Source organism: Faecalibacterium sp. Marseille-Q3530, assembly GCF_017377625.1.
Taxonomy (GTDB): domain Bacteria; phylum Bacillota; class Clostridia; order Oscillospirales; family Ruminococcaceae; genus Faecalibacterium; species Faecalibacterium prausnitzii_E.
The window spans coordinates 114,418-140,011 of sequence record NZ_JAFREH010000004.1 but is presented as its reverse complement, the minus strand read 5'-3'; the positions used below and the strand labels follow the sequence as shown (position 1 = coordinate 140,011).

The 25,594-nt window shown below is 48.4% G+C and carries 22 protein-coding genes; 18 read left to right on the top strand and 4 right to left on the bottom strand.

The genetic code is table 11. The features are described from left to right. Position 1: 1 nt before the first annotated feature. On the top strand, positions 2-217 hold the full coding sequence (locus J3350_RS05790; protein ID WP_195956844.1) for a transposon-transfer assisting family protein: 216 nt from the start codon (positions 2-4) through the stop codon (positions 215-217). 143 nt (positions 218-360) lie between these two features. Continuing rightward, on the top strand, positions 361-780 hold the full coding sequence (locus J3350_RS05785) for a nuclear transport factor 2 family protein (protein WP_006573504.1): 420 nt from the start codon (positions 361-363) through the stop codon (positions 778-780). Between the two features lie 142 nt (positions 781-922). On the opposite strand, the gene J3350_RS13910 is transcribed toward J3350_RS05785, so the two are convergent. Further along, on the bottom strand, positions 923-1,690 hold the full coding sequence (locus J3350_RS13910; protein WP_242700152.1) for a hypothetical protein: 768 nt from the start codon (positions 1,688-1,690) through the stop codon (positions 923-925). Here J3350_RS13910 and J3350_RS13905 point away from each other — a divergent pair. The 6 genes from J3350_RS13905 to J3350_RS05760 all read left to right on the top strand — a co-directional run bounded on the left by J3350_RS13905 (position 1,677) and on the right by J3350_RS05760 (position 11,605). Continuing rightward, a complete protein-coding gene (locus J3350_RS13905; RefSeq protein WP_081016879.1) occupies positions 1,677-2,033 on the top strand; it encodes a TnpV protein in 357 nt (118 codons plus the stop codon). The genes J3350_RS13910 and J3350_RS13905 overlap by 14 nt on opposite strands. A gap of 1,496 nt (positions 2,034-3,529) precedes the next feature. Beyond that, positions 3,530-9,694 (top strand): SNF2-related protein, encoded by a 6,165-nt coding sequence (locus tag J3350_RS05780; protein WP_370569268.1) that lies wholly within the window; start codon positions 3,530-3,532, stop codon positions 9,692-9,694. Position 9,695: 1 nt separating this feature from the next. Continuing rightward, complete coding sequence (locus J3350_RS05775) at positions 9,696-10,514, top strand: DUF3849 domain-containing protein (RefSeq protein WP_207686006.1); 819 nt, start codon at positions 9,696-9,698, stop codon at positions 10,512-10,514. 2 nt (positions 10,515-10,516) lie between these two features. After that, positions 10,517-10,855, top strand: a complete 339-nt coding sequence (mobC, locus tag J3350_RS05770; RefSeq protein WP_003526263.1) for a plasmid mobilization relaxosome protein MobC — start codon at positions 10,517-10,519, stop codon at positions 10,853-10,855. A gap of 151 nt (positions 10,856-11,006) precedes the next feature. Further along, positions 11,007-11,309 carry a hypothetical protein gene (locus tag J3350_RS05765; RefSeq protein ID WP_008728402.1) on the top strand — a complete coding sequence of 101 codons (303 nt, stop codon included), beginning with the start codon at positions 11,007-11,009 and terminating at the stop codon, positions 11,307-11,309. After that, the gene (locus J3350_RS05760) at positions 11,306-11,605 is read left to right on the top strand and encodes a CD1845 family protein (RefSeq protein WP_207686005.1); all 300 of its coding nucleotides are present in this window, start codon (positions 11,306-11,308) and stop codon (positions 11,603-11,605) included. The genes J3350_RS05765 and J3350_RS05760 overlap by 4 nt, the downstream gene beginning before the upstream one ends. A gap of 74 nt (positions 11,606-11,679) precedes the next feature. On the opposite strand, the gene J3350_RS05755 is transcribed toward J3350_RS05760, so the two are convergent. Continuing rightward, positions 11,680-13,092: an ATP-binding protein gene (locus J3350_RS05755; RefSeq protein ID WP_004800190.1), complete on the bottom strand. Its 1,413-nt coding sequence runs from the start codon at positions 13,090-13,092 to the stop codon at positions 11,680-11,682. Positions 13,093-13,218: 126 nt separating this feature from the next. Between J3350_RS05755 and J3350_RS05750 the strand changes: the two genes are divergently transcribed. Then, entirely contained in the window at positions 13,219-14,631 is a 1,413-nt protein-coding gene (locus J3350_RS05750) for a relaxase/mobilization nuclease domain-containing protein (protein WP_207686004.1), read from the top strand. Positions 14,632-14,853: 222 nt separating this feature from the next. Here J3350_RS05750 and J3350_RS05745 read toward each other — a convergent pair whose 3' ends face one another. After that, complete coding sequence (locus tag J3350_RS05745) at positions 14,854-15,210, bottom strand: helix-turn-helix domain-containing protein (RefSeq protein ID WP_005335798.1); 357 nt, start codon at positions 15,208-15,210, stop codon at positions 14,854-14,856. 162 nt (positions 15,211-15,372) lie between these two features. On the opposite strand from J3350_RS05745, the gene J3350_RS05740 reads away from it, so the two are divergent. The 9 genes from J3350_RS05740 (at position 15,373) to J3350_RS05700 (ending at position 25,087) form a co-directional block, all read left to right on the top strand. After that, positions 15,373-15,552, top strand: coding sequence for a hypothetical protein (locus J3350_RS05740; RefSeq protein ID WP_005335797.1), 180 nt, complete (start codon positions 15,373-15,375; stop codon positions 15,550-15,552). Positions 15,553-15,602: 50 nt separating this feature from the next. Continuing rightward, positions 15,603-16,286: a response regulator transcription factor gene (locus J3350_RS05735; protein ID WP_009322000.1), complete on the top strand. Its 684-nt coding sequence runs from the start codon at positions 15,603-15,605 to the stop codon at positions 16,284-16,286. Then, complete coding sequence (locus tag J3350_RS05730; protein ID WP_007882187.1) at positions 16,283-17,314, top strand: sensor histidine kinase KdpD; 1,032 nt, start codon at positions 16,283-16,285, stop codon at positions 17,312-17,314. Before J3350_RS05735 ends, J3350_RS05730 begins: the two co-directional genes overlap by 4 nt. Positions 17,315-17,455: 141 nt before the next feature. Further along, entirely contained in the window at positions 17,456-18,121 is a 666-nt protein-coding gene (locus J3350_RS05725) for an ABC transporter ATP-binding protein (RefSeq protein ID WP_005335790.1), read from the top strand. A 15-nt stretch (positions 18,122-18,136) separates the two neighbouring features. After that, positions 18,137-20,647 carry an ABC transporter permease gene (locus J3350_RS05720; RefSeq protein ID WP_005335788.1) on the top strand — a complete coding sequence of 837 codons (2,511 nt, stop codon included), beginning with the start codon at positions 18,137-18,139 and terminating at the stop codon, positions 20,645-20,647. 583 nt (positions 20,648-21,230) lie between these two features. Beyond that, positions 21,231-21,644: a sigma-70 family RNA polymerase sigma factor gene (locus J3350_RS05715; RefSeq protein WP_015516006.1), complete on the top strand. Its 414-nt coding sequence runs from the start codon at positions 21,231-21,233 to the stop codon at positions 21,642-21,644. 551 nt (positions 21,645-22,195) lie between these two features. Next, positions 22,196-22,426, top strand: a complete 231-nt coding sequence (locus J3350_RS05710; protein ID WP_009321998.1) for a helix-turn-helix domain-containing protein — start codon at positions 22,196-22,198, stop codon at positions 22,424-22,426. Between the two features lie 84 nt (positions 22,427-22,510). Next, positions 22,511-23,728, top strand: coding sequence for a site-specific integrase (locus J3350_RS05705; RefSeq protein WP_044926716.1), 1,218 nt, complete (start codon positions 22,511-22,513; stop codon positions 23,726-23,728). A 147-nt stretch (positions 23,729-23,875) separates the two neighbouring features. Beyond that, entirely contained in the window at positions 23,876-25,087 is a 1,212-nt protein-coding gene (locus J3350_RS05700) for a site-specific integrase (protein ID WP_003526283.1), read from the top strand. Positions 25,088-25,383: 296 nt separating this feature from the next. Here J3350_RS05700 and J3350_RS05695 read toward each other — a convergent pair. Further along, positions 25,384-25,594: SPP1 phage holin family protein (locus J3350_RS05695; RefSeq protein ID WP_207686003.1), on the bottom strand; the 211-nt coding region annotated here is incomplete at its 5' end.

Here is a 25,594-nt window from a genome sequence, read left to right as displayed (position 1 = left end):
TATGGGAAACTTTACTTTTGAGGAAATGAACCTGATGTGTATTTACAATACCGGCAGCCGCACCGGATTGATCGACAGCCTGCGTGAGATGCGCGGCGAGCTGGCCCCGGAGGAAACCGAGCTGCGGGAGTTGACAGACAGCGCACTGGGCAAGCTCCAGACCATGAGTGATGCCGAGTTTGCCGAGCTGGAGTTGTACCCGGATTTTGACCAGTAAATTTATCGTGTCGGGATGACATAGTGAGAGAAACTGTTCGATGGGAAGGCGGTTTCTCTCAACTCTTTACAAACTCCTACTATGCTTGGAGGGATGAATGAACTATAATGTAAGTAACAAATCGGAAGTTGTGGAGGTGCTTTATGAACGAGAGAGAAAAAATTATCCGATTATGGTTTGATATGTGGATTAAGAAAGCAGATTTAGGAATTGACAATATTTTTACAGATGATGTTGTATATACTGAGAGTTGGAGTCCTAAATATGAAAACCGCAAAACGGTAAAGCACTGGTTTGACGAATGGAATACACGCGGAAGTGTTCTTGTCTGGGAGATTAAGCAATTTTTTCATCAAGGCAATCAAACAATCGTGGAGTGGTATTTTAAAAACAAAATGAATAATGGAAATGTTGAAGAATTTGACGGAATATCTTTAATTGTATGGACACAGGATAACAAAATAAAATCATTAAAAGAGTTTGGTTGCAATCTTCATAATTACAATCCATATCGAGATAGTGATATTCCCGTATTTCGAGAAGAAAAAGCAAATTGGTTTTGAGAGGACTATAAATTCAAGTTTGTATAACCAATAATAATTTAATATTCACAGTTTCACCCAGCAGGAAATCAATTCGGTTTCCTGCTTTTCTTTTACCCAAAAACCGAAAGGAGGACAGAACACCATGCCAACCAAAGCTGAACTATATGCACAGATGGCGGAGAAGGTAACAACGCAGCTCACGGGGAGCTGGCAGGAATGGGCAGGGTTTCTCACTACTGCTTCCCGCCTTTACAAGTACCCGTTCCATGAGCAGCTGATGATCTATGCCCAGCGACCAGACGCCACCGCCTGTGCGGAGTACGATTTGTGGAATGAAAAGATGGGCCGGTATGTAAGGCGCGGTTCCAAAGGGATTGCTCTGGTGGACGATTCCGGGGACAGGCCCCGCCTGCGCTATGTTTTTGATATTTCCGACACCGGAACCCGTGAACATTCCCGCACTCCCTGGCTGTGGCAGCTGGAGGAGCACCATTTGGATTCGGTGCAGGCCATGCTTGAGCGCACCTATGATGTTTCCGGTGATGACCTTGCCGGACAGCTCACTAAGGTAGCCGGAAAACTGGCTGAGGAATACTGGACGGAGCATCAGCAGGACTTCTTCTATATCGTTGACGGTTCCTTTTTGGAGGAATATGATGAGTTTAACATCGGAGTACAGTTCAAGGCAGCAGCCACCGTCAGTATCACTTACGCTTTGATGTCCCGCTGTGGACTGGAGCCGGAACGCTACTTCGACCACGAAGATTTCATGGCGATCTTTGATTTCAATACTCCGGCAACCATCGGAGCGCTGGGAACAGCGGTCAGCCAGATCAACCAGCAGGTGCTGCGGCAGATCGGCGTTACCGTCCGAAATGCAGAGCGCGAAGCCAACCAAGAAAGGAGCAAACAAGATGAACAATCCCATGACCTATATCCAGAACGGAGACTATCTGATTCCCGACCTGAAGCTGAGCCAGCAGCCGGAGAAACCCCTGGGCAAGTACGGAAGGATGAGGAAAACCTACCTGAAGGAACACCGTCCCATCCTCTACAACCAGATGTTGCTGAGCGAGAAGCTGTACCCGCACCTTCTGGAGATCGACGAGACCGCCCAGAGCAGACTGGAGCAGATGATGCCCCAGCTGGCGAAGGAAGCGGGAGCCACCGAGGAACTGAAAGCCAGCGATCCCATGAAGTGGGTGGGGCTGATGAACACCTGCAAAGCCCAGGCCGAGGAAATCCTGATGGCGGAGCTTATCAACAGCTGACTCTAAACCTGTTCCTCTCCGAAGCGGAACAGATCCAATCCATAGATGAAGCAGAGAATGTAGCGCATACATCCTCTGCTTTTTCTTTTGCCCAAAATGACATTGACCATGTGCTGCGTTTGGGAGGCAATACAGACCGTCAGAGGGAGCGTGTGGTTGCAGCCTTTGAAAAGCAGAAAACCACCGCTGAGATTGCCGAGATACTGAAAACGCTGTACCACGGTGGCAACGGCCTTGGCAGTGTGAGTGCATGGTATGCCGAGGATGGTATCCATCTTTCCCACGGGAAGTCTGTCCGTTATGACAGGTCTGCCCAGGTCATTTCTTGGGAGCGCGCCGCAGAGCGTATCGGGGAGCTTTTGGAAAGTGGTCAGTTTGCCTCCAATGTGGAGCTTGCAGAAGCGGCAGGCTATGAACGCTCCCTCCTCTCGGAAAAGCTCTGGCATCTGTATCACGATCTCAGTGAGGACGCCAGAAAAGCCGGATATTTGTCCTGCCTGTCAGAGATCAAAGGCAATGGTTTCCCAGAGGAGACCCGCCGCCTGACGGAGCAGCTGAGTGACCCGGCTTTCCGCCAGACCCTCAAGGAAGAATACGCTGCCTTCTGGACTGCCTATCAGCAGGACCGTGACCTGTTGCGTTTTCACTATCATAGACCGAGGGAGATCTGGGAGAACCTGAAGGACCTTGACCTGCCCCGCAGGACCTTTTCTTCAGAGCTTTCCCAAGTGCCAACCGTCCAGCACTTTATTACCGAGGATGAGATCGACGCCGCCATGACCGGCGGAAGCAGTTTCGCCGGAGGAAAAGGCCGTATCTATGCGTTCTTCATGGAAAACCATACGGATAAGGAGAAAGTAAGATTCCTCAAAGACGAGTATGGCATTGGCGGACGCTCTCATGCCTTGTCCGGTGCAACACACAGCGGCGAAGATCACGATGGGAAAGGACTGCACTATAAAAAGCAGGACTGCCCGGATGTTCACTTGAACTGGGAAAAGGTTGCCAAGCGCATTACCTCACTTGTCCAGAAAGACCGCTATCTTACCGAACAGGAACAGGCGCAGTATGACAAAATCCAGGCTGAAAAGGAACTGGCAGAAGAAGATGCCATTCAAGCACAGCAGCCGGAGGTGGAGAAAGAAACGCCAAAGCCTACCCTTGGGGAGCAGTTTGAGCAGTATAAGCCTGTGGTGACTGCCGCCATTTCCGAGGATACCGCATATCGCAATGCCTGCGGTCATTCTGACCGTGAAAATGCTGTCATCGAGGGTAATGCCGCTGTGCGCCGTGCAGTCCTTGGTTCTAAGGATATGGAGCTGATCCGACTCTATTCGGATGTGCCGGAGTTCCGTCAGCGTTTACACCGGGAAGTGATCGACGAGACCTATCCAAAGCTCCATGAGCTTCTGCGCCCTCTTTCTCAGGAAGATATTGATACTGCCCTTTGTGCATGGAACGGCAATATCGAGAGTAAACACGCTGTTGTCCGCTATATGAAAGACCATGCAAGAGAAAAAGATACCGCCGCATGGCTGGCTCAGGAATACGGCGGCAGTAACAGCAACAGCCTGTTCGTTGTCCGTGCCGGCAGCCCGGAGGAAACGCAGCTGCCCTGGCCGAAGGTACAGCGCCGGATTGCCCAGCTCATTCAGGAGGACCGGTTCTATACCGAAGAAGAACAGGACCGTTTTGACGACATCGACCCCATCGCCATCCGGGAAGCTCTGGAAGAAAGAGGAATCGTCAACGGCCAGGTGGCAGACCCGGAAAAACTGGACAATGCCCCGTTTATCCAACAGGTGATGTCAGATGCCGAGCAGATCGCAGATGCCGAGACAGAGCAGACTTCCAAAGTTTCCATTTCCGATGAGGAATATGACGCAGTTCGCCGCCCAATTCCGCAAAGAACCTCCTATGACCCAGCCGCCCCGGTCTATGCCGTGGGCGATACCGTGTATATCGAGGATGACGCCTATCAGATCACCGAGCTGCGGGAGGACACCGTACAGCTTCTGCCCACCGGGATGGTATATCCCATCTACCGGGCAGAGCGCAAAGAACAGTTTGAGCAGCTGCTTCGGGCAGACCGCCGCAATGCTTACTATACCGAGTTTCTTCCTATTGACCCGGACAAGGCAGATCAGGACTTGCGGGATGTATTGGCTCATGGACTGATGTATGAAGCGGATAAAAAGCAGATTTCCACGCTGCTGCAATCCGGCAGGAGCAACAGCGAGATCGCCTACTGGCTGAGCAGAGCCTATTCCGGTGAGATCGAGACACTGAATCTGGAGACCGGCGATATTGCCGATTACCGTACCACGGCACAGGGCATAGAACTGGAAGTCATGGATGCAGAGGAAAAGCGTCTGGCTATGCTGTATTTCCGCTGGGATGAGGTTGCGTCTTTGCTGCGCGGGATGTATGCCCGTCAGCAGGACGGTTTTGGACAGGAACAGCCCCAACCGGCTACCGAATCCCCGACCTTCCATTCCGAGACCATGGCCGTCTATCCGGGCGATAAGAACAATCTGCCTTATGATGTGGTGGTGGAACGACTGCATATCGAGGAGCCGGAGCCACCAGCCCCTGTGACTGAGCCGGAGAAAACCTTTGAGGAAGTGTTGGATGAACACCCGGTTTCCATTCAGGTCAATGGCCAGTGGCAGACCTTCCCCAATGCCAAAGCTGCCGAGGAAGCATCTTATGAGGAATACAAGGCTAACCTGCGCCGCAATGCAAAAAACTTCCGCATTACCGATGAGCATTTGGGCGAAGGCGGTCCGAAAGCCAAGTTCCAGGCAAATGTCAATGCGATTCGCTTGCTGAAAGAGCTGGAAGTTGCCGGACAGCAGGCAAGCCCCGAACAGCAGGAGGTTCTTTCTCGATATGTGGGCTGGGGCGGTCTCTCTGATGCGTTTGACCCGGAGAAACCGGCATGGGCTTTAGAGTATGCTCAGCTAAAAGAGCTGCTGACCCCGGAGGAATATGCCGCCGCCAGAAGCTCTACCCTCAACGCCCATTACACCAGCCCTACGGTCATTCAGGCCATCTATGAAGCGGTGGACCGTATGGGATTTGAGACCGGAAATATTCTGGAGCCATCTATGGGTGTGGGCAATTTCTTCGGTATGCTGCCGGAAGAAATGCGAAACAGTCGTCTGTATGGCGTGGAGCTGGACTCGGTTTCCGGTCGCATCGCAAAGCAGCTCTATCCCAAGGCGGACATCACAGTAGGCGGCTTTGAGACCACCGACAGGCGTGACTTCTTTGACCTTGCCATCGGCAATGTACCTTTTGGTCAGTATCAGGTCAATGACAAAGCCTACAATAAGCTGAATTTCAGTATTCACAACTACTTTTTCGCCAAAGCACTGGACCAGGTGCGTCCCGGCGGCGTGGTAGCTTTTGTAACCTCCCGCTATACTATGGACGCCAAGGATTCCACCGTGCGCCGCTATCTTGTCCAGCGTGCCGAGCTGCTGGGAGCTATCCGCCTGCCGAATGACGCGTTCAAAAAGAATGCCGGTGCCGAGGTGGTATCGGACATCATCTTCCTCCAAAAACGGGACCGCCCGCTGGACATCGTGCCGGAATGGACTCAAACCGGACAGACGGAGGACGGATTTGCCATCAACCGGTATTTTATCGACCACCCGGAAATGGTGCTGGGCAGACAGGAGCCGGTAAGCACTGCTCATGGTATGGACTACACCGTGAACCCCATCGAGGGACTGGAGCTTTCCGACCAGCTGCATGATGCTGTGAAGTACATTCATGGGACTTATCAGGAGGCAGAGCTGCCGGAGCTGGGCGAGGGCGAAGCCATTGACACCTCCATTCCTGCCGACCCCAATGTGAAGAACTATTCTTATGCCATTGTAGACGGGCAGGTGTACTACCGGGAAAACAGCCGTATGGTGCGCCCTGACCTCAACGCCACCGCCGAAGCCCGTGTAAAAGGTCTTGTGGAACTGCGTGATTGTGTGCAGGAACTGATCGACCTTCAGATGGATGCAGCGGTTCCAGACAGCACCATTACCCAAAAGCAGGCGGAACTGAACAGCCTCTATGACAGCTTTTCTGCCAAATACGGTCTCATCAATGACCGTGCAAACCGACTGGCCTATGCAGATGATTCTTCCTATTACCTGCTCTGTGCGCTGGAAGTCATTGACGAGGATGGGAAACTGGAACGTAAGGCAGATATGTTCACCAAGCGGACCATCAAGCCCCATCAGGCGGTGGCTGTGGTGGATACGGCAAGTGAAGCACTGGCGGTGTCCATCTCGGAAAAAGCCTGCGTGGATATGGACTATATGAGCCAGCTTACCGGAAAAACAAAAGAAGAACTGGCCGGAGAGCTGCAAGGCGTGATCTTCCGTGTACCGGGACAGCTGGAGAAAGACGGCACACCCCATTATGTGACTGCTGATGAATACCTCTCCGGCAATGTACGCCGCAAACTGCGTCAGGCGCAACGGGCCGCACAGCAGGACCCGGTTTATGCAGTCAATGTGGAAGCTCTTACCGCCGCCCAGCCCAAAGACCTGGATGCGTCGGAGATCGAGGTGCGTCTGGGCGCTACCTGGATTGACAAGGAATATATCCAGCAGTTTATGTATGAGACCTTTAATACCCCGTTTTATCTCCAGCGCAGTATTGGGGTCAACTATTCGTCCTTTACCGCTGAATGGCAGATTAAGGGGAAATCTTCCGTATCCTACAACGATGTGGCAGCTTATACCACCTATGGGACCAGTCGTGCCAATGCCTACAAGATTTTGGAGGACAGCCTGAACCTGCGAGATGTCCGTATCTATGACACCATAGAGGACGCAGACGGAAAAGAGCGCCGCGTGCTGAACGCCAAGGAGACCACCCTGGCTGCCCAAAAACAGCAAGCTATCAGGGAAGCCTTTAGGGACTGGATCTGGAGAGACCCGGAACGCCGCCAGACTTTGGTGCGCCAGTACAACGAGGAAATGAACTCTACCCGTCCCCGTGAATATGATGGCAGCCATATCACTTTTGGCGGCATGAATCCGGCCATTACCCTGCGGGAACACCAGAAAAGCGCCATCGCCCATGTGCTGTATGGCGGTAATACTCTGCTGGCACACGAAGTGGGCGCAGGCAAAACATTTGAGATGGTGGCTGCTTCGATGGAAGCCAAACGCCTGGGACTGTGTCAGAAATCTCTCTTTGTGGTTCCAAACCATCTGACCGAGCAGTGGGCGTCGGAGTTTCTGCGTCTCTATCCTTCCGCCAATATCTTAGTCACCACAAAAAAGGACTTTGAGACCCATAACCGAAAGAAGTTCTGCGCTCGTATTGCGACGGGTGATTATGATGCCATTATCATGGGACACAGCCAGTTTGAGCGTATCCCCATCAGCCGGGAGCGTCAGGAACGGCTTCTCTATGAGCAGATCGACGAGATCACCGAGGGGATTGCAGAGGTACAGGCCAGCGGCGGCGAGCGTTTTACCGTCAAGCAGCTGGAGCGTACCAGAAAGTCTCTGGAAGCCAGACTGGAAAAGCTGCAAGCCGAAGGGCGAAAAGACGATGTGGTAACCTTCGAGCAGCTGGGTGTGGACCGTTTGTTTGTGGACGAGGCCCACAACTATAAAAACCTGTTTCTATACACAAAAATGAGGAATGTGGCAGGCTTATCCACATCGGATGCACAGAAATCCTCCGATATGTTTGCCAAGTGCCGCTATATGGATGAGATTACTGGAAACCGTGGCGTAATCTTTGCCACCGGCACCCCGGTCAGCAACTCCATGACTGAGCTTTACACCATGCAGCGTTACCTTCAGTATGAACGCCTGCAAGAACTGAACATGACCCACTTCGACTGCTGGGCTTCCCGATTCGGGGAGACCGTCACAGCATTGGAGCTGGCACCGGAAGGCACCGGCTACCGGGCAAGAACGAGATTCAGCAAGTTCTTTAATCTGCCGGAGCTGATGAACCTGTTCAAAGAAGTGGCGGACATCAAGACCGCTGACCAACTGAATCTGCCCACCCCGGAGGTGGAATACCACAACATCGTGGCGCAGCCTACCGAACATCAGCAGGAAATGGTCAAGACCCTTTCGGAGCGCGCATCGCTGGTACACAGCGGAACCGTTGACCCGTCCCAGGACAATATGCTCAAGATTACCTCGGATGGCCGTAAGCTGGGCCTGGACCAGAGAATCGTCAACCAGATGCTGCCGGATGAACCTGGCACAAAGGTCAATCAGTGCGTGGACAACATCATGCAGATCTGGCGGAATGGCAAAGCTGACAAGCTGACCCAGCTGGTGTTCTGCGACATTTCTACACCGCAGGCAAAAGCTCCTGCAAGCAAGGCGGCGAAAACGCTGGATAATCCACTGCTTCACGCATTGGAAGGCTCTGTGCCTCTGCCGGAGCAGGAACCGGTCTTTACGGTATATGACGATATTCGTCAGAAACTCATTGCTCAGGGAATGCCTGCCGACCAGATCGCTTTTATCCATGAAGCCAATACCGAAGTGCGGAAAAAGGAGCTGTTCTCTAAGGTCCGTACCGGTCAGGTGCGTGTCCTTTTGGGCAGCACCGCCAAGATGGGCGCAGGCACCAATGTGCAGGACCGTCTGGTGGCACTTCATGACCTGGACTGTCCGTGGAGACCGGGAGATCTTGCCCAGCGCAAGGGCCGTATCGAGCGCCAGGGTAACCAGAATCCTCTTGTTCATGTGTACCGCTATGTGACTGAAGGAACCTTTGACGCATACCTCTGGCAGACGGTGGAGAATAAACAAAAATTCATCAGCCAGATCATGACTTCTAAATCGCCGGTGCGCTCCTGCGATGATGTGGATGAAACAGCCCTCAGTTTTGCCGAGATCAAGGCTCTGTGTGCCGGAGATCCCCGCATCAAGGAGCGTATGGATTTGGATGTGGAGGTATCCCGCCTGAAGCTGATGAAAGCCGACCACCAGAGCAAGCAATATCGTCTGGAGGACCAGCTGCTCAAATACTTCCCGGAGGAGATTGAAAAGCACAAAGGCTTTATCAAGGGCTTTGAATCCGATCTGGAGGTTTTGGCAGCGCACCCGCACCCGGAGGACGGTTTTGCTGGTATGGAAATCCGTGGCGATCTGCTGACCGATAAGGAGAACGCCGGTGCAGCCCTTTTGGATGCCTGCAAGGAGGTCAAAACCTCCGATCCGGTGCAGATCGGCAGCTACCGGGGCTATGCCATATCCGTGGAATTTTCCGCTTGGAAACAGGAGTATACGCTCCTGCTGAAAGGACGGATGACCCACCGGGCAACCCTTGGTACAGACCCTCGCGGAAATCTTACCCGTATCGACAATGCCCTCGCCCTGATGCCCCAGCGTCTGGAGGCGGCAAAGGCCCAGCTGGATAACCTCTATCAGCAGCAGGCTGCCGCAAAGGAGGAAGTCGGAAAGCCATTCCTTTATGAAGAAGAACTGCGAAGCAAAAATGCCCGTCTGGTGGAGCTGGATACTTTGCTCAACATCGACGGAAAGGGACAGGCGCACGCCGAGGCTGTTGTTGCCAAAAGCACACGGACTTCGGTGCTGGACAGCCTGAAGCGCCCGGTGACGCCCCGCAGTACAGACAAGAAACCAAAACAGCATGAGGAGGTGCGATAACATGAATACCAATAATCTGAATACGGCCCTTTATGAAAAGATGGCCACTGAGCAGGAAAAATATAGGGACTGGCTGAAAAGCCAGTCCCCGGAAGAAGTCTTAAACCATGCCTATGAGTACACCATCCGCGAGGACATCGTGATGGCGATGGAGGAGCTGGAGCTGACCGACGCACAGACCCAGGCGCTTTTGGATTCCCCCTCGCCGCTGGCTGATGTGTACCGTTATTTTGAAAAGCTGGAGACCGGCTATATGGATATGATCCGGGACAGCATTGAGAACCGTGCCGACGATGTGTGCAGAGCTAAAGAGGAACTGCGAACAACACCGGTCTATCCCCATTCAGCTGCCTATGCGAGAGAACATGGGGAGCTGGAGCAGTACCGAGCTTCCAACAATGTAAATCGCCAATGCAAGGAGTCCATTGAAGCGGCGGTGCGGGAACACTTCGACGGAATGTATCTCAGCCACGATGCGGCAAAGGGTGTGATCGAGACCTATGGCATGGAGCGTGTATCTATGGTTCTGTCTAACACGATCCAGCTTCAGGACTGGGATGGGCGCTACTCCCGACGCAACAAAGAATGGGCCAAGACCATTCCTAATGATAATCCCGAAACCGTCCGTTGTGGTTATGCCTTAAACAGCCACCCTGCTGTGCTGGATGGTTTTATTGATCTGGTGCGTGAAGAACAGCAGCGCAGCCGTACCCAGAGAGAAAAACTGGAACCGTCCCGTCCCTCAGTACGGGATAAGCTCAAACAGGAGCTGCCCGCCAATAAGTCTGCCGCCCCGAAAAAACGGGAGCTGGAGCGATAACCATGGCAAAGCGCAAGCGGGATGTGCCGGTTCTGTTTTGGGTGTCCGCAGAAGAACTGGAACTGATCCATCAAAAGATGCAGCAATACGGGACAGAGAATTTGAGCGCTTATCTGCGGAAAATGGCGCTGGATGGTTATGTGGTCAAGCTGGAACTGCCAGAGCTGAAGGAGTTGGTCTCCCTGATGCGCCGAAGCAGCAACAACTTGAACCAGCTGACCCGCAAAGTGCATGAGACCGGGCGGGTTTATAATGCTGACTTGGAGGATATATCCCAGCGGCAGGAACAACTGTGGGAGGGTGTGAAGGAAATCCTTACCCAACTCTCCAAACTTTCATAACAGGGATAGATACTCCATTTGCGGAGGGAGGAACGGCGTTTCTTCGCCGCACCTTCCTCCGCTTTTTCTTTTTGGCGGTATCCTTGTTTTTTGCCTGTCCGTACCGGATAATATGAGTAGAATAAAAAGTGAAGCAAAGGAGTGAAAACAGATGCTGACCTTTGAAAAGGTGCTGGAGATTTTTGCGGATTACCTGACCGCAGACGAGACCATAGAAGTTTATATCAGCCGCCATGGATGTGTAAGAGTTGAATTTGACCAAGATTTTCACTATTGCTCTGGCGAGGTGTGCCATACTCCCAAGGAACTGTTCGACCTCTTAGCCGATGATTACCGGACTTATCTGGAGATTGAACTGACCAAAGGAAAACGGGAAGTGACGGAAGATGATGAGAGAGAAGCGGATGCCCTGTGCAAACGGCATCTGGAGCGTTGGAGGGAGGAACTGGAATGAAGATTTTGAAATGCTTGCTGATGATTGTAACTGCACCGGTCATTTTGGCGTTGACGCTTTTTGTCTGGCTCTGCATGGGGCTGATCTACATATCCGGTCTGGTGCTTGGTCTGCTCAGCACGGTAATTGCTCTGCTTGGCGTGGCTGTGCTTATTACCTATTCCCCGCAGAATGGTGTGATTTTGCTGGTTATAGCTTTTTTGATTAGCCCGATGGGATTGCCGCTTGCGGCGATCTGGCTGTTGGGTAAGGTGCAGGATTTGAAATTTGCGATCCAGGATTGGGTGTATGGGTAAATGATGTGAATATAATTTGGAATGAAAAAGAAGCAGGACAATGGGAGATGAGACCCAATGCCCTGCTTCTCTGTTTATTCGGAACGAACTGTAATATATTTTTGATTGCGACTTTTAGGTTTATCGGGAATAGTCATTTCTAATTGCCCGGATTCTAAAAGCGGATTGATATGCTTCAAGGTGAAGTTTCTTAAATCTTTGAAGCCGCAAAATACTGCAAGCTCTTTCTTGGATTTTGGTGTTGTGCAAAAAGCCAAAATCTGTTTGGATACCGTTGATAGTTCAATAACTTGGTGGGTAACTTGGTGGATAACTTGGTGGGCGTCACCCTCTAAGTTGTAGTTTACATTTTTCAAGATGACTCTGAAATCTGTCGCTGTTGAGGAAAATTCGGGCTTATATGCCTCTGTGTATCCAGGCAGCTTTTCGGTTTCACTGACGATTTTGCGTAGGCCACTTCCACGGCGTTCCATGTACTTCATGCGGTGGAACAGGTCAGCAATCACAGGGTTTCGCCGCATGGAACGGATACTGTAAATATCATATTCCTGAATTGATCCACCGCCAAACATACCGCCCGGAGATGTGATTTCCACCCGATCATCAAACATATCAATATGGATTTCGCTGCCAAGCACAATATAATCACGATGGATAAGCGCATTGACAAGAGCCTCTGTCACAGCTCGTTCAGCATAATCCGGCTTGTCTACACGATACTGTGCCTTTTTGACAAAACGGACTTTGGAATTATTGCGAATAAATTCACTGCCGCTGTTCAGTAAATAAATCAAATTTCCCTCGTATTCTTTATCGTCCAGCGCATCATCAAAGATAGAGCCTTTTTCCAAGCCATTCCACCGGGTACAGAACATACGGGAGTTATAAACCGTGTGCTGATCGGTCATGAGTTTTCCGGCATTGGTCAGGAGTCCATTTTTATCAGTCAAACCAAAGGAAACATAATCGGATGGCTCAAAGCGGAGACCGGTCCGTTCCAGATAGGTTGCTTCCAGAAGTGTAAAGCTGTAATCCTTTTTTACCGCGTCTGTTGTTAGGGTATCAAAGGACTGATTGGTTCCCTTTAAGATCAATTCATTCACAATGTAATCAGGGGCAATTACGCTTTCATTTCCAACACGGATATATGCCTCCATCACGCCGTCTGCCTTGTAATAATATGGGGTGCTACGGCCGGGAGAAACCTCCAGAGCTAATAGATTTTTACCATCTTCCTGTAATGGTTTTAAGATAAACTGAGGTAATGGTGTGATACGTTCTTTGATTAATCGGCTGATCGCTTCAGCATCCTTTTGAACATCGGACAAGCCGATAGGCTCCCGGTCATCGGAGACTCCGAAAAACAGAGTGCCGCCGATTCCATTGGAAAAGGCACTGACACTTTTCAACCAGCTTTTTGGCTTTTTTGTTTCGAGAGCAACTTTGAAATCACATTCTGTTGCCTCAGCAATGAGCTGTTCTATCATAGAAATCCCTCCTTTGAGGTTGTAGAATATTCTTTTTTATTATACCCAGCGGAGAAAGTTATTGCAACGATAGAGGCAAAGAGTTCAGCGAAAACAAAAATATTTATGAGAGGAGGTCCTTCTATTATGGCAACTACAAGAATCATGCCGCTTCATGTTGGCAAGGGTCGCACAGAAAGTCGGGCAATCAGTGACATCATCGATTATGTGGCAAACCCAAAGAAAACAGATAACGGCAAGCTCATTACCGGCTATGCGTGTGACAGCCGGACTGCGGATGCAGAGTTTCTTCTGGCAAAGCGGCAGTACATTGCCGCCACCGGACGAGTGCGCGGCGCGGATGATGTGATCGCTTACCATGTGCGCCAGTCATTCAAACCCGGTGAAATCACGCCGGAGGAAGCAAACCGCCTGGGCGTGGAATTTGCCAAGCGGTTTACTAAGGGCAATCACGCCTTTGTGGTCTGCACCCACATAGACAAATCGCACGTTCATAATCACATCATCTGGTCGGCGGTCAATGCAGATTGTGACCGAAAATTCCGCAACTTTTGGGGCAGCACCAGAGCCGTCCGGCGATTGAGCGATACCATCTGTATCGAGAACGGATTGTCCATTGTGGAGGACCCAAAACCCCACGGAAAAAGCTACAACAAGTGGCTGGGCGAACAGGCCAAGCCCTCCCATCGGGAACAGCTGCGTGTGATGATTGACAACGCATTATCACAAAGTCCTGCTGACTTTGAAGAACTGCTGAAGCTGTTGCAAGAGTATGGTTGTGAAGTCTCAAAGCGCGGAAAATCGTATCGACTGAAGCTCTCTGGTTGGGAGAAAGCCGCCCGCATGGACAGTCTGGGCGAAGGATATGGATTGGAAGATTTGCGGGCAGTTCTCTTAGGGAAGAAAGCACATACCCCGCGAAAGAAAACCGTCACACAGGCAGAGCCGCCGAAGGTCAATCTGCTGGTGGACATTCAGGCAAAATTGCAGGCTGGAAAAGGTGCTGGCTATGCTCGATGGGCTAAAGTTTTTAATCTGAAACAAATGGCGCAGACCATGAATTACCTGTCAGAGAACAATCTGCTGGAGTATGCGGTTTTGGAAGAAAAGGCTGCGGCTGCCACGGCACATCACAATGATCTTTCGGCGCAGATCAAAGCGGCTGAAAAGCGCATGGCAGAGATCGCTGTTCTGCGTACTCACATCGTAAATTATGCCAAGACCCGTGAGGTCTATGTGGCATACCGCAAGGCGGGCTACTCTAAGAAATTCCGGGAGGCACATGAGGAAGAAATCCTGCTCCACCAGGCTGCTAAGAATGCCTTTGATGAGATGGGCGTCAAGAAGCTGCCAAAGGTCAAAGAGTTACAGACAGAGTACGCAAAATTGCTGGAAGAAAAGAAAAAGACTTATTCCGAGTATCGGCGCTCCCGTGAAGAAATGAGGGAGCTTTTGACTGCAAAAGCAAATGTAGATCGAGTGCTGAAAATGGAGGTAGAACAGGATGTTGAAAAAGAAAAAGACCACGGCCAGCGGTAAGCTGGTCCTGGTCAAAAGCGTTCGCAGAACGCGCAGCCACAGAATGAAATTCTGTGTTCAAAGGGGCTTGGGGGCGCTGCCCTCAACAAGCAAGCGGAGAGGAAAATCACGGAGGGATTTTCTTCTCTGCGGGCCTGTGTGTATTAACACAGGCATTGCTTGCCTCTTTTCTCCGAAAATGAAAAGAACCAGTGAGAGAATCGTTAAATTTCACTCACTGGCTCAATTCGTTTCAAATTTTTTTGACAACTCTGTCAGTTCTTTCACCGTTTCCTGGGTGTGATGCAGCAGGGTGTCACGCATTTCTGGCGGACAGCTGGAATAAAGCATTTTCATCTGATTGACACCTTCATCCTCCAGAGAAACATCTGGATTTATAAGTGTATCTAAAGAGATATGCAGGACCTTGGCCAATGCTCTCAAAATCAAATAAGAAGGATTCATTTTCCCCTTTTCGATATTGGCGATTTGCTTTACAGAAACATGGCTCAAATCAGATAGCTCCTGTTGTGTTAGCTCTTTATTCTTTCGGGCTTCCCGCATTTTCTGCCCTAAAGCAGTTAAATCATCAATCGGCATAATCGTTCACCTCAATAACATTGTATCGTTCTGGTTTGTGCAAAGGAATAACCTAATTATGCCTGATGAACGGTAAGATTATGCTGATTTTTGTAGAGTAATAGGTAGGGATAAACTTGTATTCTTCGAGAAGACGAAATATAATATTTTAGGAGGTGCAAAATGGACTACATAACATTAAAAGAGGCAAGCCAAAAATGGAATGTTACGCCGCGCCAGATAAATTATTTGTGTACATCTGGGCGCATCCCCGGTGCTGTAAAAATGGCGACGATTTGGCTTATTCCTAAAAATGCAGAGAAGCCAGTAGACAGGCGGAGAAAAGAAAACAAATCTCAGTGAGGTTTCTGTGACATTTGGGTGATACACTGAAAATGAAGGAGTGTGATACCATGCGAATTTTAGTAGTCGAGGATGATCGACTTTTGAATAATACTTTATGCTATAACTTGAATACTGCGGGCTATGCGGTGGATTCTGCGCTGACAAAATCAGCGGCCGGTAGTTTCTTGACAGAGCAGGACTATGACCTAATTGTGCTGGATGTAAATTTGCCGGATGGGAACGGTTTTGACTTCTGCCGGGAGGTAAAAGAACGCCGTCCCGATACCGCTATTATCTTTCTGACCGCAAATGATATGGAAAGCGATATGCTCAAAGGGTATGAGCTGGGTGCAGAAGATTATGTGACAAAACCTTTCCCTATGAGTGTCTTTCAAAAGAAACTGGCGGTAGTGCTAGGGAGGCTGACAAAACAATATGGTGGTGATACTTATGAGGATGACATACTGACCATCAATTTTTCAGAAATGAGTGCTACTCTATCAGGAAAGCCACTTACATTCACACCACTGGAATATCGACTTTTGAAAATTCTGATGAAAAATCCACAGATTGTTTTGACCCGGCAAGTCTTGTTGGAAAAATTGTGGGACGCAGACGGAAATTTCGTGGATGAACACGCTCTGACTGCGGCTATCAGCCGGGTACGAAACAAAATTGAAACACCCGACCGTCAGTACATCAAAACGGTATATGGTATGGGTTATATGTGGATTGGAGGGGTGCTGAAATGAATGGGCGAAAACTCTCTGTCAACAAAGCCTGTCTCTTTTTAGCTGTTCTCCTGCTGGTGGCAATGGGGACGGTTTCAGCAGCTTTGTATGGGCTAACTCAGAATATAACCGCTGTCTGGTATGTAGTATTGTTCGGCATCTTTGTGCTGCTTTGCGCTGTTTGTTTTATGGTGCTGGTTCGGCGTAAACTGGCAATGTTCTCCGATAGCTTTTGTAGTCTGATAGATAATATGTTGTCCGGGAATATGCAGCCGAAACAGATTATTGAAGAAGAAAGTCTTTTCTATAAAATTGAATATCGGCTGAACCGTTTATATGAAGTCATGCAGGAAAACAAGAACAGCATTGCACAAGAACGGGCTGACCTGCAAGAACTGATTTCCGACATTTCTCATCAGGTCAAGACCCCGATTGCGAACTTGAAAATGATTAACAGCACCCTGCTTGAAAATGAAGTCCCTGTGCAAAAGCAAAAAGAGTTTCTTACAGCACAGGCCAGCCAACTTGATAAACTGGATTTTCTCATGCAGATGATGATTAAAACCTCTCGTCTGGAAGCAGGTGTCATTTCTCTGGAAAAGAAAAGCCAGCCGCTTTATGACACGCTTGCCGCCGCATTGGGCGGTATTCTTCTGAACGCCGAGAAAAAACAGATCAATGTTCAAGTGGACTGCCCGGAGAACTTGGTCGTTTCCCATGACAGAAAATGGACAGGTGAAGCATTGTTCAATATTTTGGACAATGCGGTGAAATATACGCCGGAGGGCGGTCAAATCCGTGTTTCGGTTGAAAGTTGGGAAATGTATGTGAAAATCGACATTGCAGATACAGGCATTGGCATTTCAGAACAGCATCAGGGAGCAATTTTCAAGCGTTTCTATCGAGAGGACATCGTACATGATGTAGATGGAATTGGTATTGGTCTATATCTGGCTCGTGAGATCGTAACCTTGCAAGGCGGTTATATCCGGGTAACATCCGAGGTTGGGAGGGGTTCAACTTTTTCCGTCTTTCTGCCTCGACAATAAAATAAGTACGCTAAAAAACAAAATGTCACAGACCTATGACATTTGAGATTTAATTAAACAGAGGTATTTTGTTTCCCGTGACATTTCTGTGAGGTTTACCTTTTATGATAGAGCCATCAAAAAGAAAGGGTGGTGTTCTATATGAACATATTACAAACGACAGATTTGAAGAAATATTACGGCACCGAACCGAACATTACAAAAGCATTGGATGGCGTGACCCTATCCATTGAGGAAGGTGAATTTGTTGCCATTGTTGGTACTTCCGGCAGCGGTAAGTCTACTTTGCTGAACATGATGGGCGGGTTAGATACGCCAACTTCCGGCAGTATTAAAGTAAAAGGGAAAGAATTATCGAAACTCAAGGATGAACAGCTTACCATCTTCCGCAGACGTAACATCGGGTTTATCTTTCAGAATTACAATCTTGTTCCTGTGCTGAATGTCTATGAAAATATTGTCCTGCCGGTGGAGCTGGATGGTGATACCGTGGACAAGCGGTTTATGGATGAAGTAGTGAAAATGCTGGCTCTCGATGGGAAGCTGAACAGTATGCCTAACAATCTGTCCGGCGGCCAGCAGCAGCGTGTAGCGATTGCCCGCGCCCTTGTTTCCAAACCAGCTATTATACTTGCAGATGAACCGACAGGCAATTTGGATAGCCGGACAAGTAGTGATGTTCTTGGTTTGCTGAAAGTTACAAGTCAGAAGTTCCATCAAACGCTTGTAATGATTACCCATAACAATGAAATTGCCCAGCTTGCCGACCGAATTATCCGTATTGAGGACGGAAAAATCGCACAGTGACAGGGGGTGACATTGATGGATGATATTTTATTTGGGAACAATAATCAGGCAACAATCAATCGTCTTGCCAAAAGAAGCTACCGCGCTAATAAGCAGAGAAATGTTTTCGTTACCATCGCATTATTCTTGACCGCCTTTATGATTACATCTGTATTTAGTTTGGGGTGCAGTTATTTTGAAACCTATCAAATGCAGCAAATTCGTGCGATGGGCACGACTGCGGATGTGGCAATTACAAGTCTCTCAGAAGAACAATATGAAGAATTGAGCCGATCCAGCTTGGTATCCGTAGTTGGTGTCAGTCAGAGATTGGGCAGCATTGATACATCTGGAATGGACGATGCCCTGCTGAGTATTACTTGGATAGACGAAACAGAATGGCAAGAACACCGTGTACCAACAATTTCGGATATACACGGAGATTATCCGCAAGCAAAAAATGAAATTATGCTCCCTACATGGGCTTTGCGTGCAATGGGGATTGATGATCCACAGATAGGGATGAATATTTCCCTTTCCTATCAACTCGGAACAGATTATCAATATATCTCCGATGAATTTGTTTTGTCGGGCTATTATACAGATTATTCGGCTTCACGTGCAGGCAACCGTGGTGCCGCTTATGTTTCGGAGCTTTTTGCAACACAAACAGGGCTTCCCTTTGATAGTGTGTCTACCGCAATGATTTCTTTTTCTGATGACAGTAATGCCCTGCGATCCTGTGAAAAACTAAAACGGAAGATTTCGTTTACAGAAAGTCAGTCCTTTGAAATTGTACCTATTGCTCAGAGCAATTCCACCACCATTGTTCTTCCACTGGCTGCTATTATCGTCTTTATCATTATCAGCGGCTATTTGCTGATTTATAACATTCTGTATATCTCAATTTCAAGAGATACACAATTCTATGGACAGCTTAAAACGATAGGCACGACAAAAAGACAAATCAAGCGGATCGTGCGTTCTCAAATATTCAGAACGGCGGTGATCGGTATTCCCAGCGGCCTGATTGTCGGTGGTATTGTTTCGCTTGGACTTGTTCCGTTTGCCATGAATATGATGTACTCAAGCGATACAGACCTTGGGGAGATAGTGTCCTTTTCCCCCATTATTTTTGCGGGTGCCGCAATCTTCACATTTTTTACTGCAATCATCGGCAGCATGAAACCAGCGAAAATAGCTGCAAGTATTTCTCCTGTTGCGGCTTCACGCTATACGGAGGCAAATACAAGGAGTTACCGAGATCATAAGAGCCATAGAACAAAATTATCTCGGATGGCACGAGATAATATTTTTAGAAACCCTAAAAGCGCTTTCCTTACTTTTGCGTCCTTATTTTTAGGCTTAATATTGTTTTTGGTTTCTGCTGGTCTACTATCAAGCCTAAGTCCCGACAATTTTGTAAATCAATGGGGAGAAAGTGATTTCGCATTGACTTACAGCATTTCCGAAGAAGGAAACCTGCTCTCTGATGAAATGTTGCAGCAAATTGAAACAATGCAGGGAATTGAAAATCTGCGCGTCACTTATTCTGCTTCACCGTGGCCCACTATGGATGTCATTTACGACGAAAATGTATTCGGGAAATATATTGATTCCTTGGATGGCGTATCAGGTCTTGATTTTTCAAATGCGGAAACACGAAAAAACTATACAGATAATTTTTGGAGCGGCGTTTACGGAATAGATTCCAGATATATCGAAGAACTTAATAAAACGCTTGATAAGCCTATTGACTTAACCGCCTTTGAAAAGGGAGAGTTGGTGGTTTTGTCCGCTATGACGGATGATGAGGGAAACCTATTGATTCAGCCAGGGCAAGCAATCACCGTTGTCGGTGAGTCCGGGGAACAGGTCTTTACAGTGGCAACTGGCTTTCTGGACGCTGATTTTCAGAGTGGTCGAGGAAATGAGAGAGGTACTGCCCCTGATTTGTATATCAGTAAGCAGGCAATAGAGAAGTTGTCTGGAGAAACCAAAATCTTTCGGATTGCTTTTGATACGATTGATAGCAGTTATGACAAAGGGATTATGGAGCAGCTTCAATCCATTACTGCTTCGTCACCGGGCATTACGATTCTGTCACGATATGAAAAGCAGCAAGAAATGGCCGGATATTTGCTGACCTCAAGGATTATAGCCGCAGGGTTGTCCGCTGTATTTTTGCTGATAGGAATTATGAATTTCATTAACACAATGGTTGTTAGTGTAAATACTCGGAAACATGAATTTGCAACACTTGAAAGTATAGGAATGACGAAAAAGCAAATTAGAAATGTATTGCTTTGGGAAGGCGTGTATTATTGGAGTATTTCTTTCCTACTGCTTGCCACACTGGGAACAGCGATATATATTCCAATATACTCAGCCTTTAGAAGAATGGTTCCTTATGCAGCTTTTCACTATCCTGTAATTTCTCTGTTGGTTGTCGCAGCTATTGTTTTGCTGGTCTGCTTGGCAACCCCCGTCATAACTTTCATGCAAAATGTTAAGCAAAGCGTTGTAGAGAGACTGCGGCAGAATTAAATATTTGCGATGAAAACCGGGAGATTATTCTCCCGGTTTTTCAAATCTCACAGGTTCGTGAGATTTCAGCCCATTATTCTGTCGAAACAGCGTGTGTCAGTGACATTTCTGTGAGGATTGCTTGTTAAGATAAGCGCAAAAGGAACAAGCTGCCGCACGACGGCAAAAGAAAAAAAGCCGTCGTACAGCAGCCTATCAACACGCCCATTTGAAACGGCGGCTTTGATTTTCAGAGCCGCCGTTTCTTTGCGATTGCACAAACCAATGACGACTTGCAGGGACACGGTAGCCGATTGGAGGTTAATTTACCGTGTCCCGTTTGCTTTTTCAAAGCTCACATGATCTACATCAGTTAAAAAAAGCATTGCTCCTCCTCCGGGCAAGTATAATATTGTATCGGCATTATCGTTCTATGTAATTCGGTATAATAATGGCTGTTCTTGGCGCGCCAGTTTTCCCCCACGGAAATCTGGCGTTTTTTGTTGCCATTTTTTCGGAGATGACCCGGTTGTCTGCCGGTGTCGGTCTCCACCTCCATTCGATTCACCCGTCAATCACCCGTGAATCGAAATGGAGGTACATAATGAAGAAAATTAACCTTCGGGAACTTTATCCTGATGTTTATACAACAGACTTTTTTGTAGATGTGACAGAGGAAGTAATGGAGACTATTCGAGCAGCTGAACGTGCGGAGGCTGCGTATGAGCGAAAGATGTATCGTTATAAAGCACAGTATTCTCTGGATTGCGAGAATGGCATTGAAAATGCGGTGTTGTTGAAGCCGCAGACACCGGAGATGGTTCTGGAGGAAAAACAGTTTCAGGAGCAGGTCTATGCCGCTGTGATGAAGCTGCCGGAGAAACAGGCAAAGAGGATTTATGCCAGATACTATCTGGGAATGACGGTAAATAAAATTGCCGAAGTAGAAGGTGTAGACCCAAGCCGTGTCCGAGACAGTATCCGCCGTGGATTAAAGCAGCTTGTAAAATATTTTTGATAAAATTTCATTTGATACGCCTGTTTTTTGCCTTTTTTGTCAGTGTTAATAAGAAGGACAAGTTTTCCTCCTTCATCAGTACATTGACAATCGAATAGACAGCACAACAGGTACATAACCCATGTACGAGCGAATATGAAACGCCGCGAAGATGGAGCAGTCAGGGAGGTGATGAAAGAACTGCTTCGGAGCGATCTACGATTTCATAAAACGGATTGTGGCAGATTCGGCGCGATGACTGCATGGGGGCTTAAAGATACTTCCTCACGGCCCGCCAAAGACTTGGGGGGAACCCTGCGGCGCACGAGTAAAACGACGCCGCGGAGTTATGACAACCGCGCCAGCGGAGACCTGTTATGTTCCCATCGTCAGGGTTGCGTGGCAAATGTGACGAGAATTGAGTCATATTGAAATAGGAAGCGACTGCTCTTTTGGGTGGCCGCTTTCTATTCAAAATCAGATACCATGCGCTGGCAGTTTCGGCTGCCAGCGTATTCATGTGATTTTGAAAGCACGATGATAACCTTGACAGATTGGAGGGAATATAGTCTATGGAAAAGCTCATTACACGAAAAGAAGCTGCTGAAATCTTAGGAATCAGCATAGCAACGCTGGATGCCGCCCGTAACAACGGCTTGATCTCTTATGTGCAGTATGTTCAGAATGGCTGTGTGTATTTTACTGCGGCAGGTCTCCAGGAGTATATCGCAAAATGCACGCACAGAGCAAAACCAGTTGAGAGAAGCGCAACTTACCGTAAACCTCGAAGCGGAAGATCGTGAGCCGGTCCGTATCCTTGATGGAATCAGAGAGGTCTGATAAAACAAAGGTACAGCGCTGGAGATTATTCTTAGGAGGTGGAGGAATTGGCAAATAGAAAAATAATACTTCCTCAATATGGTACAGTCATGAAAAGAGGTGTCCTATATTATAGGACCAGAATCAAAGACGCGAATGGTAAGCTCGTAGCTATCTACGCAAAAACACCTGAAGAACTATATAACAAAGAAACGCTTGCGTTGGAACAGATTGAGAATGCTACTTTTCATCGGAAAACGCCCACAGTTGCAGAGTATTGTGAAAAGTGGCTGCTGATGCAGTCGGTTCATGTACGAGCCACTACCTTGACGGATTACACCTCAAAGGTCAGGCGGCATATTATAGCGGAATTGGGAGATAAACGGATGGGAGAGGTTAGTCTGGATGATATTCAACTTGCCCTTGTTCCGGTTTCCAAGAAATCTGCATCGGTTTATAAATCTGTGGTGATCCTTTACAAGTCTATCTTTCGCGCAGCGATGGAAAGCAGGATCATTGACCATAACCCAACGATTTATCTGACAACAAAAGGTGGCGGTGTTCCTCAAGAGGAGCGTCAGGCTTTGACAGATGAACAGGTGGAGCGACTTTTGGATGCTATCCGAGATTTGCCGCCTTATGTCTTTGTCATGATCGGTTTGTATGCGGGTCTGCGCCGGGAAGAAATTCTTGCTCTGCAATGGGATTCAGTATATCTGGATACGGATACTCCATATCTGACGGTAAGGCGGGCATGGCATACAGAACACAACAGACCGGTGATTTCGGATGAATTGAAAACCAAGGCTGCGGAGAGAAATATCCCCCTTCCTGTTTGCTTGGCTGAGTGTTTGAAAGCAGCAAAGGAAACTTCGACTTCGGAGTACGTGGTTTCAAACCGGGATGGCGAACCGCTGTCCTACACGCAGTTTAAGCGACTTTGGCAGTATATTGTTACGAGGACGGTCAAGGAGCGGAGCTATTATCGGTATGAAGATGGAAAAAGAGTAAAGCATACTGTCACACCTGTCTTGGGAGAAAAGGCTGCTCATAACGGAAAAGTGGTTTACAGTCTGGACTTTGAAGTAACACCCCATCAGCTGCGGCATACTTACATTACCAATCTCATTCATGCATCGGTAGATCCCAAAACGGTTCAATACCTGGCAGGCCATGAAAGCAGCAAGATTACCATGGACATTTATGCAAAGGTTAAGTACAACAGACCAGATGAGCTGGTCAGATCAATGAACTGTGCGTTTGCAAGCTGGGATGCAGCACAGTAATAACAAATAGGAAATGAAGAAGGAGCGAGGCAAGGATGTCTCGCTCTTTGTTTTACCTCAGCCGTATCTTTGATTAAATCGGGGCTTTCTGATAAAAAGAGAGTGTAGATACGGAGACTACACATTATCAAGAAAGGACGATCAAAGATGGCAAAAAAGAAAACACAGATCCCGAAGTACGGGACCATTACATTGAAAGGAATCCAGTATTACAGAACCAGGATTACGGATGCAGATGGCAAAGAGTTGAGTTTGTATGCCGCAACTTGTGAAGAATTGTATGAGAAGCAGTTAGAGGCCCGGAAGCAGGTGGAAGAAATTATCTTTCACCGGCAGCACCCGACAGTAGCCGAGTATGGCGAGAAGTGGCTGCTGATGCAGTCGGCAAAGGTGTCTGCGTCTACACTCAGAGGTTATACGAGGGATATGACAAACTATATCATCAAACCTCTGGGAGAGATGTATATGGAAGAAGTGACTGCTGACGATATTCGGCTGGCGCTTGTTCCATTGTCAAAGAAATCGGAAGGCTTATACAATAAGGTCAATATGCTACTCAAGTGCATTTTTTATGCGGCAGAGAGAAACCAAATTCTTGAACACAATCCCTGTGCGGGAATATCCGGTAAAGGCGGAAAACCGACAAAAAAGAAGGAGGCATTGACAGATCAGCAGGTAGCCGTGCTTCTGGATACAGTCAAGGGACTTCCTCCATATTTGTTTATTATGCTCGGTTTGTATTCCGGTCTGCGTCGGGAAGAAATTCTTGCACTGCAATGGGATTGTGTATTTCTGGACGAGGATACACCTTATCTATCGGTGAGGCGGGCATGGCGTACAGAGCATAACAGACCCGTGATTTCTACGGTGCTAAAGACTCCGGCGGCAAAAAGGGATATTCCGATACCGAAGTGTTTGGTGGATTGTCTGAGAGAAACGAAAGAAAATTCCATATCAGATTATGTGATTGCTGACAGCAAAGGGGAGCCGCTGGCTGCTTCGCAGTTTCAAAGAGTGTGGCAGTATGTCGTTGTCCGCTCCACTAAGCCCCGGAACTATTATAAGTATGTGAATGGGCAGAGCATCAAATACACGGTTACCCCAACGCTGGGCATGACCCAGAAAAATCAACCCAAAATCAGATATACGCTGGACTTTGATGTAACCCCGCATCAGCTGCGGCACACTTACATTACCAATCTTCTCTATGCTGGTGTTGATCCAAAGACCGTCCAATACCTTGCCGGACACGAAAACAGCAAAACAACTATGGACATCTATGCAAAAGTGAAGTACAATAAACCAGAGGAGCTGTTTGGGGTAGTAAATGGTGCGTTTCATCAGGCTATTGCTGAATGAAAAAATGCCGTTTTTTATGGTCCGCACACCGGATAACTGAGAGGCAGAAAGCCGGAAAATCCCGGAGTATCAAGGGAAAACAGCTCAAAAACTCGCGCAGTACGGTCTGAAGGCTGCTCGTCGCGCACCTCAGTTCAGCAAGCGCTGATTTACCCTCAAAATGTACGTTTGCAACCCTGCTTCGGCAGGGTTGTTTTTATTATAGCTGTTTTTTCGCTGAACGGGGGTGCGCGGCTGCATCGCGGCCCCGGACAGCACGGAGGGCCCGGTGCATTGCGCACCGGGCCCTCATCTGTTTACTGGCCGCTCTTCAGTTTGTAGAAGTAGTCATCGGCTTCGATGGCCTCCGGGGTGAACGAGTTGTTCTTCCACCAGCTGATGAGGGCGGCGGCCACGGTCAGGCCGGTGGAGACCAGCTGCTCCAGCTGGGCCGACTCGATGGGCAGCACCGCGTGGCCGGTGGTGCTGAGGATCTGGTTGGTCAGGGCCAGCGCCAGCGCGGCGGTG

Coding starts and splice junctions, on each gene's coding strand:
- J3350_RS05725 (WP_005335790.1), top strand. CDS start 17,456: ATGAACATATTACAAACGACAGATTTGAAGAAATATTACGGCACCGAA.
- J3350_RS05755 (WP_004800190.1), bottom strand. CDS start 13,092: ATGATAGAACAGCTCATTGCTGAGGCAACAGAATGTGATTTCAAAGTT.
- J3350_RS13905 (WP_081016879.1), top strand. CDS start 1,677: ATGAACAATCCCATGACCTATATCCAGAACGGAGACTATCTGATTCCC.
- J3350_RS05745 (WP_005335798.1), bottom strand. CDS start 15,210: ATGCCGATTGATGATTTAACTGCTTTAGGGCAGAAAATGCGGGAAGCC.
- J3350_RS05735 (WP_009322000.1), top strand. CDS start 15,603: ATGCGAATTTTAGTAGTCGAGGATGATCGACTTTTGAATAATACTTTA.
- J3350_RS05750 (WP_207686004.1), top strand. CDS start 13,219: ATGGCAACTACAAGAATCATGCCGCTTCATGTTGGCAAGGGTCGCACA.
- J3350_RS05785 (WP_006573504.1), top strand. CDS start 361: ATGAACGAGAGAGAAAAAATTATCCGATTATGGTTTGATATGTGGATT.
- mobC (WP_003526263.1), top strand. CDS start 10,517: ATGGCAAAGCGCAAGCGGGATGTGCCGGTTCTGTTTTGGGTGTCCGCA.
- J3350_RS05780 (WP_370569268.1), top strand. CDS start 3,530: ATGAAAGACCATGCAAGAGAAAAAGATACCGCCGCATGGCTGGCTCAG.
- J3350_RS05765 (WP_008728402.1), top strand. CDS start 11,007: ATGCTGACCTTTGAAAAGGTGCTGGAGATTTTTGCGGATTACCTGACC.
- J3350_RS05700 (WP_003526283.1), top strand. CDS start 23,876: ATGGCAAAAAAGAAAACACAGATCCCGAAGTACGGGACCATTACATTG.
- J3350_RS05715 (WP_015516006.1), top strand. CDS start 21,231: ATGAAGAAAATTAACCTTCGGGAACTTTATCCTGATGTTTATACAACA.
- J3350_RS05730 (WP_007882187.1), top strand. CDS start 16,283: ATGAATGGGCGAAAACTCTCTGTCAACAAAGCCTGTCTCTTTTTAGCT.
- J3350_RS05740 (WP_005335797.1), top strand. CDS start 15,373: ATGGACTACATAACATTAAAAGAGGCAAGCCAAAAATGGAATGTTACG.
- J3350_RS13910 (WP_242700152.1), bottom strand. CDS start 1,690: ATGGGATTGTTCATCTTGTTTGCTCCTTTCTTGGTTGGCTTCGCGCTC.
- J3350_RS05760 (WP_207686005.1), top strand. CDS start 11,306: ATGAAGATTTTGAAATGCTTGCTGATGATTGTAACTGCACCGGTCATT.
- J3350_RS05790 (WP_195956844.1), top strand. CDS start 2: ATGGGAAACTTTACTTTTGAGGAAATGAACCTGATGTGTATTTACAAT.
- J3350_RS05710 (WP_009321998.1), top strand. CDS start 22,196: ATGGAAAAGCTCATTACACGAAAAGAAGCTGCTGAAATCTTAGGAATC.
- J3350_RS05720 (WP_005335788.1), top strand. CDS start 18,137: ATGGATGATATTTTATTTGGGAACAATAATCAGGCAACAATCAATCGT.
- J3350_RS05775 (WP_207686006.1), top strand. CDS start 9,696: ATGAATACCAATAATCTGAATACGGCCCTTTATGAAAAGATGGCCACT.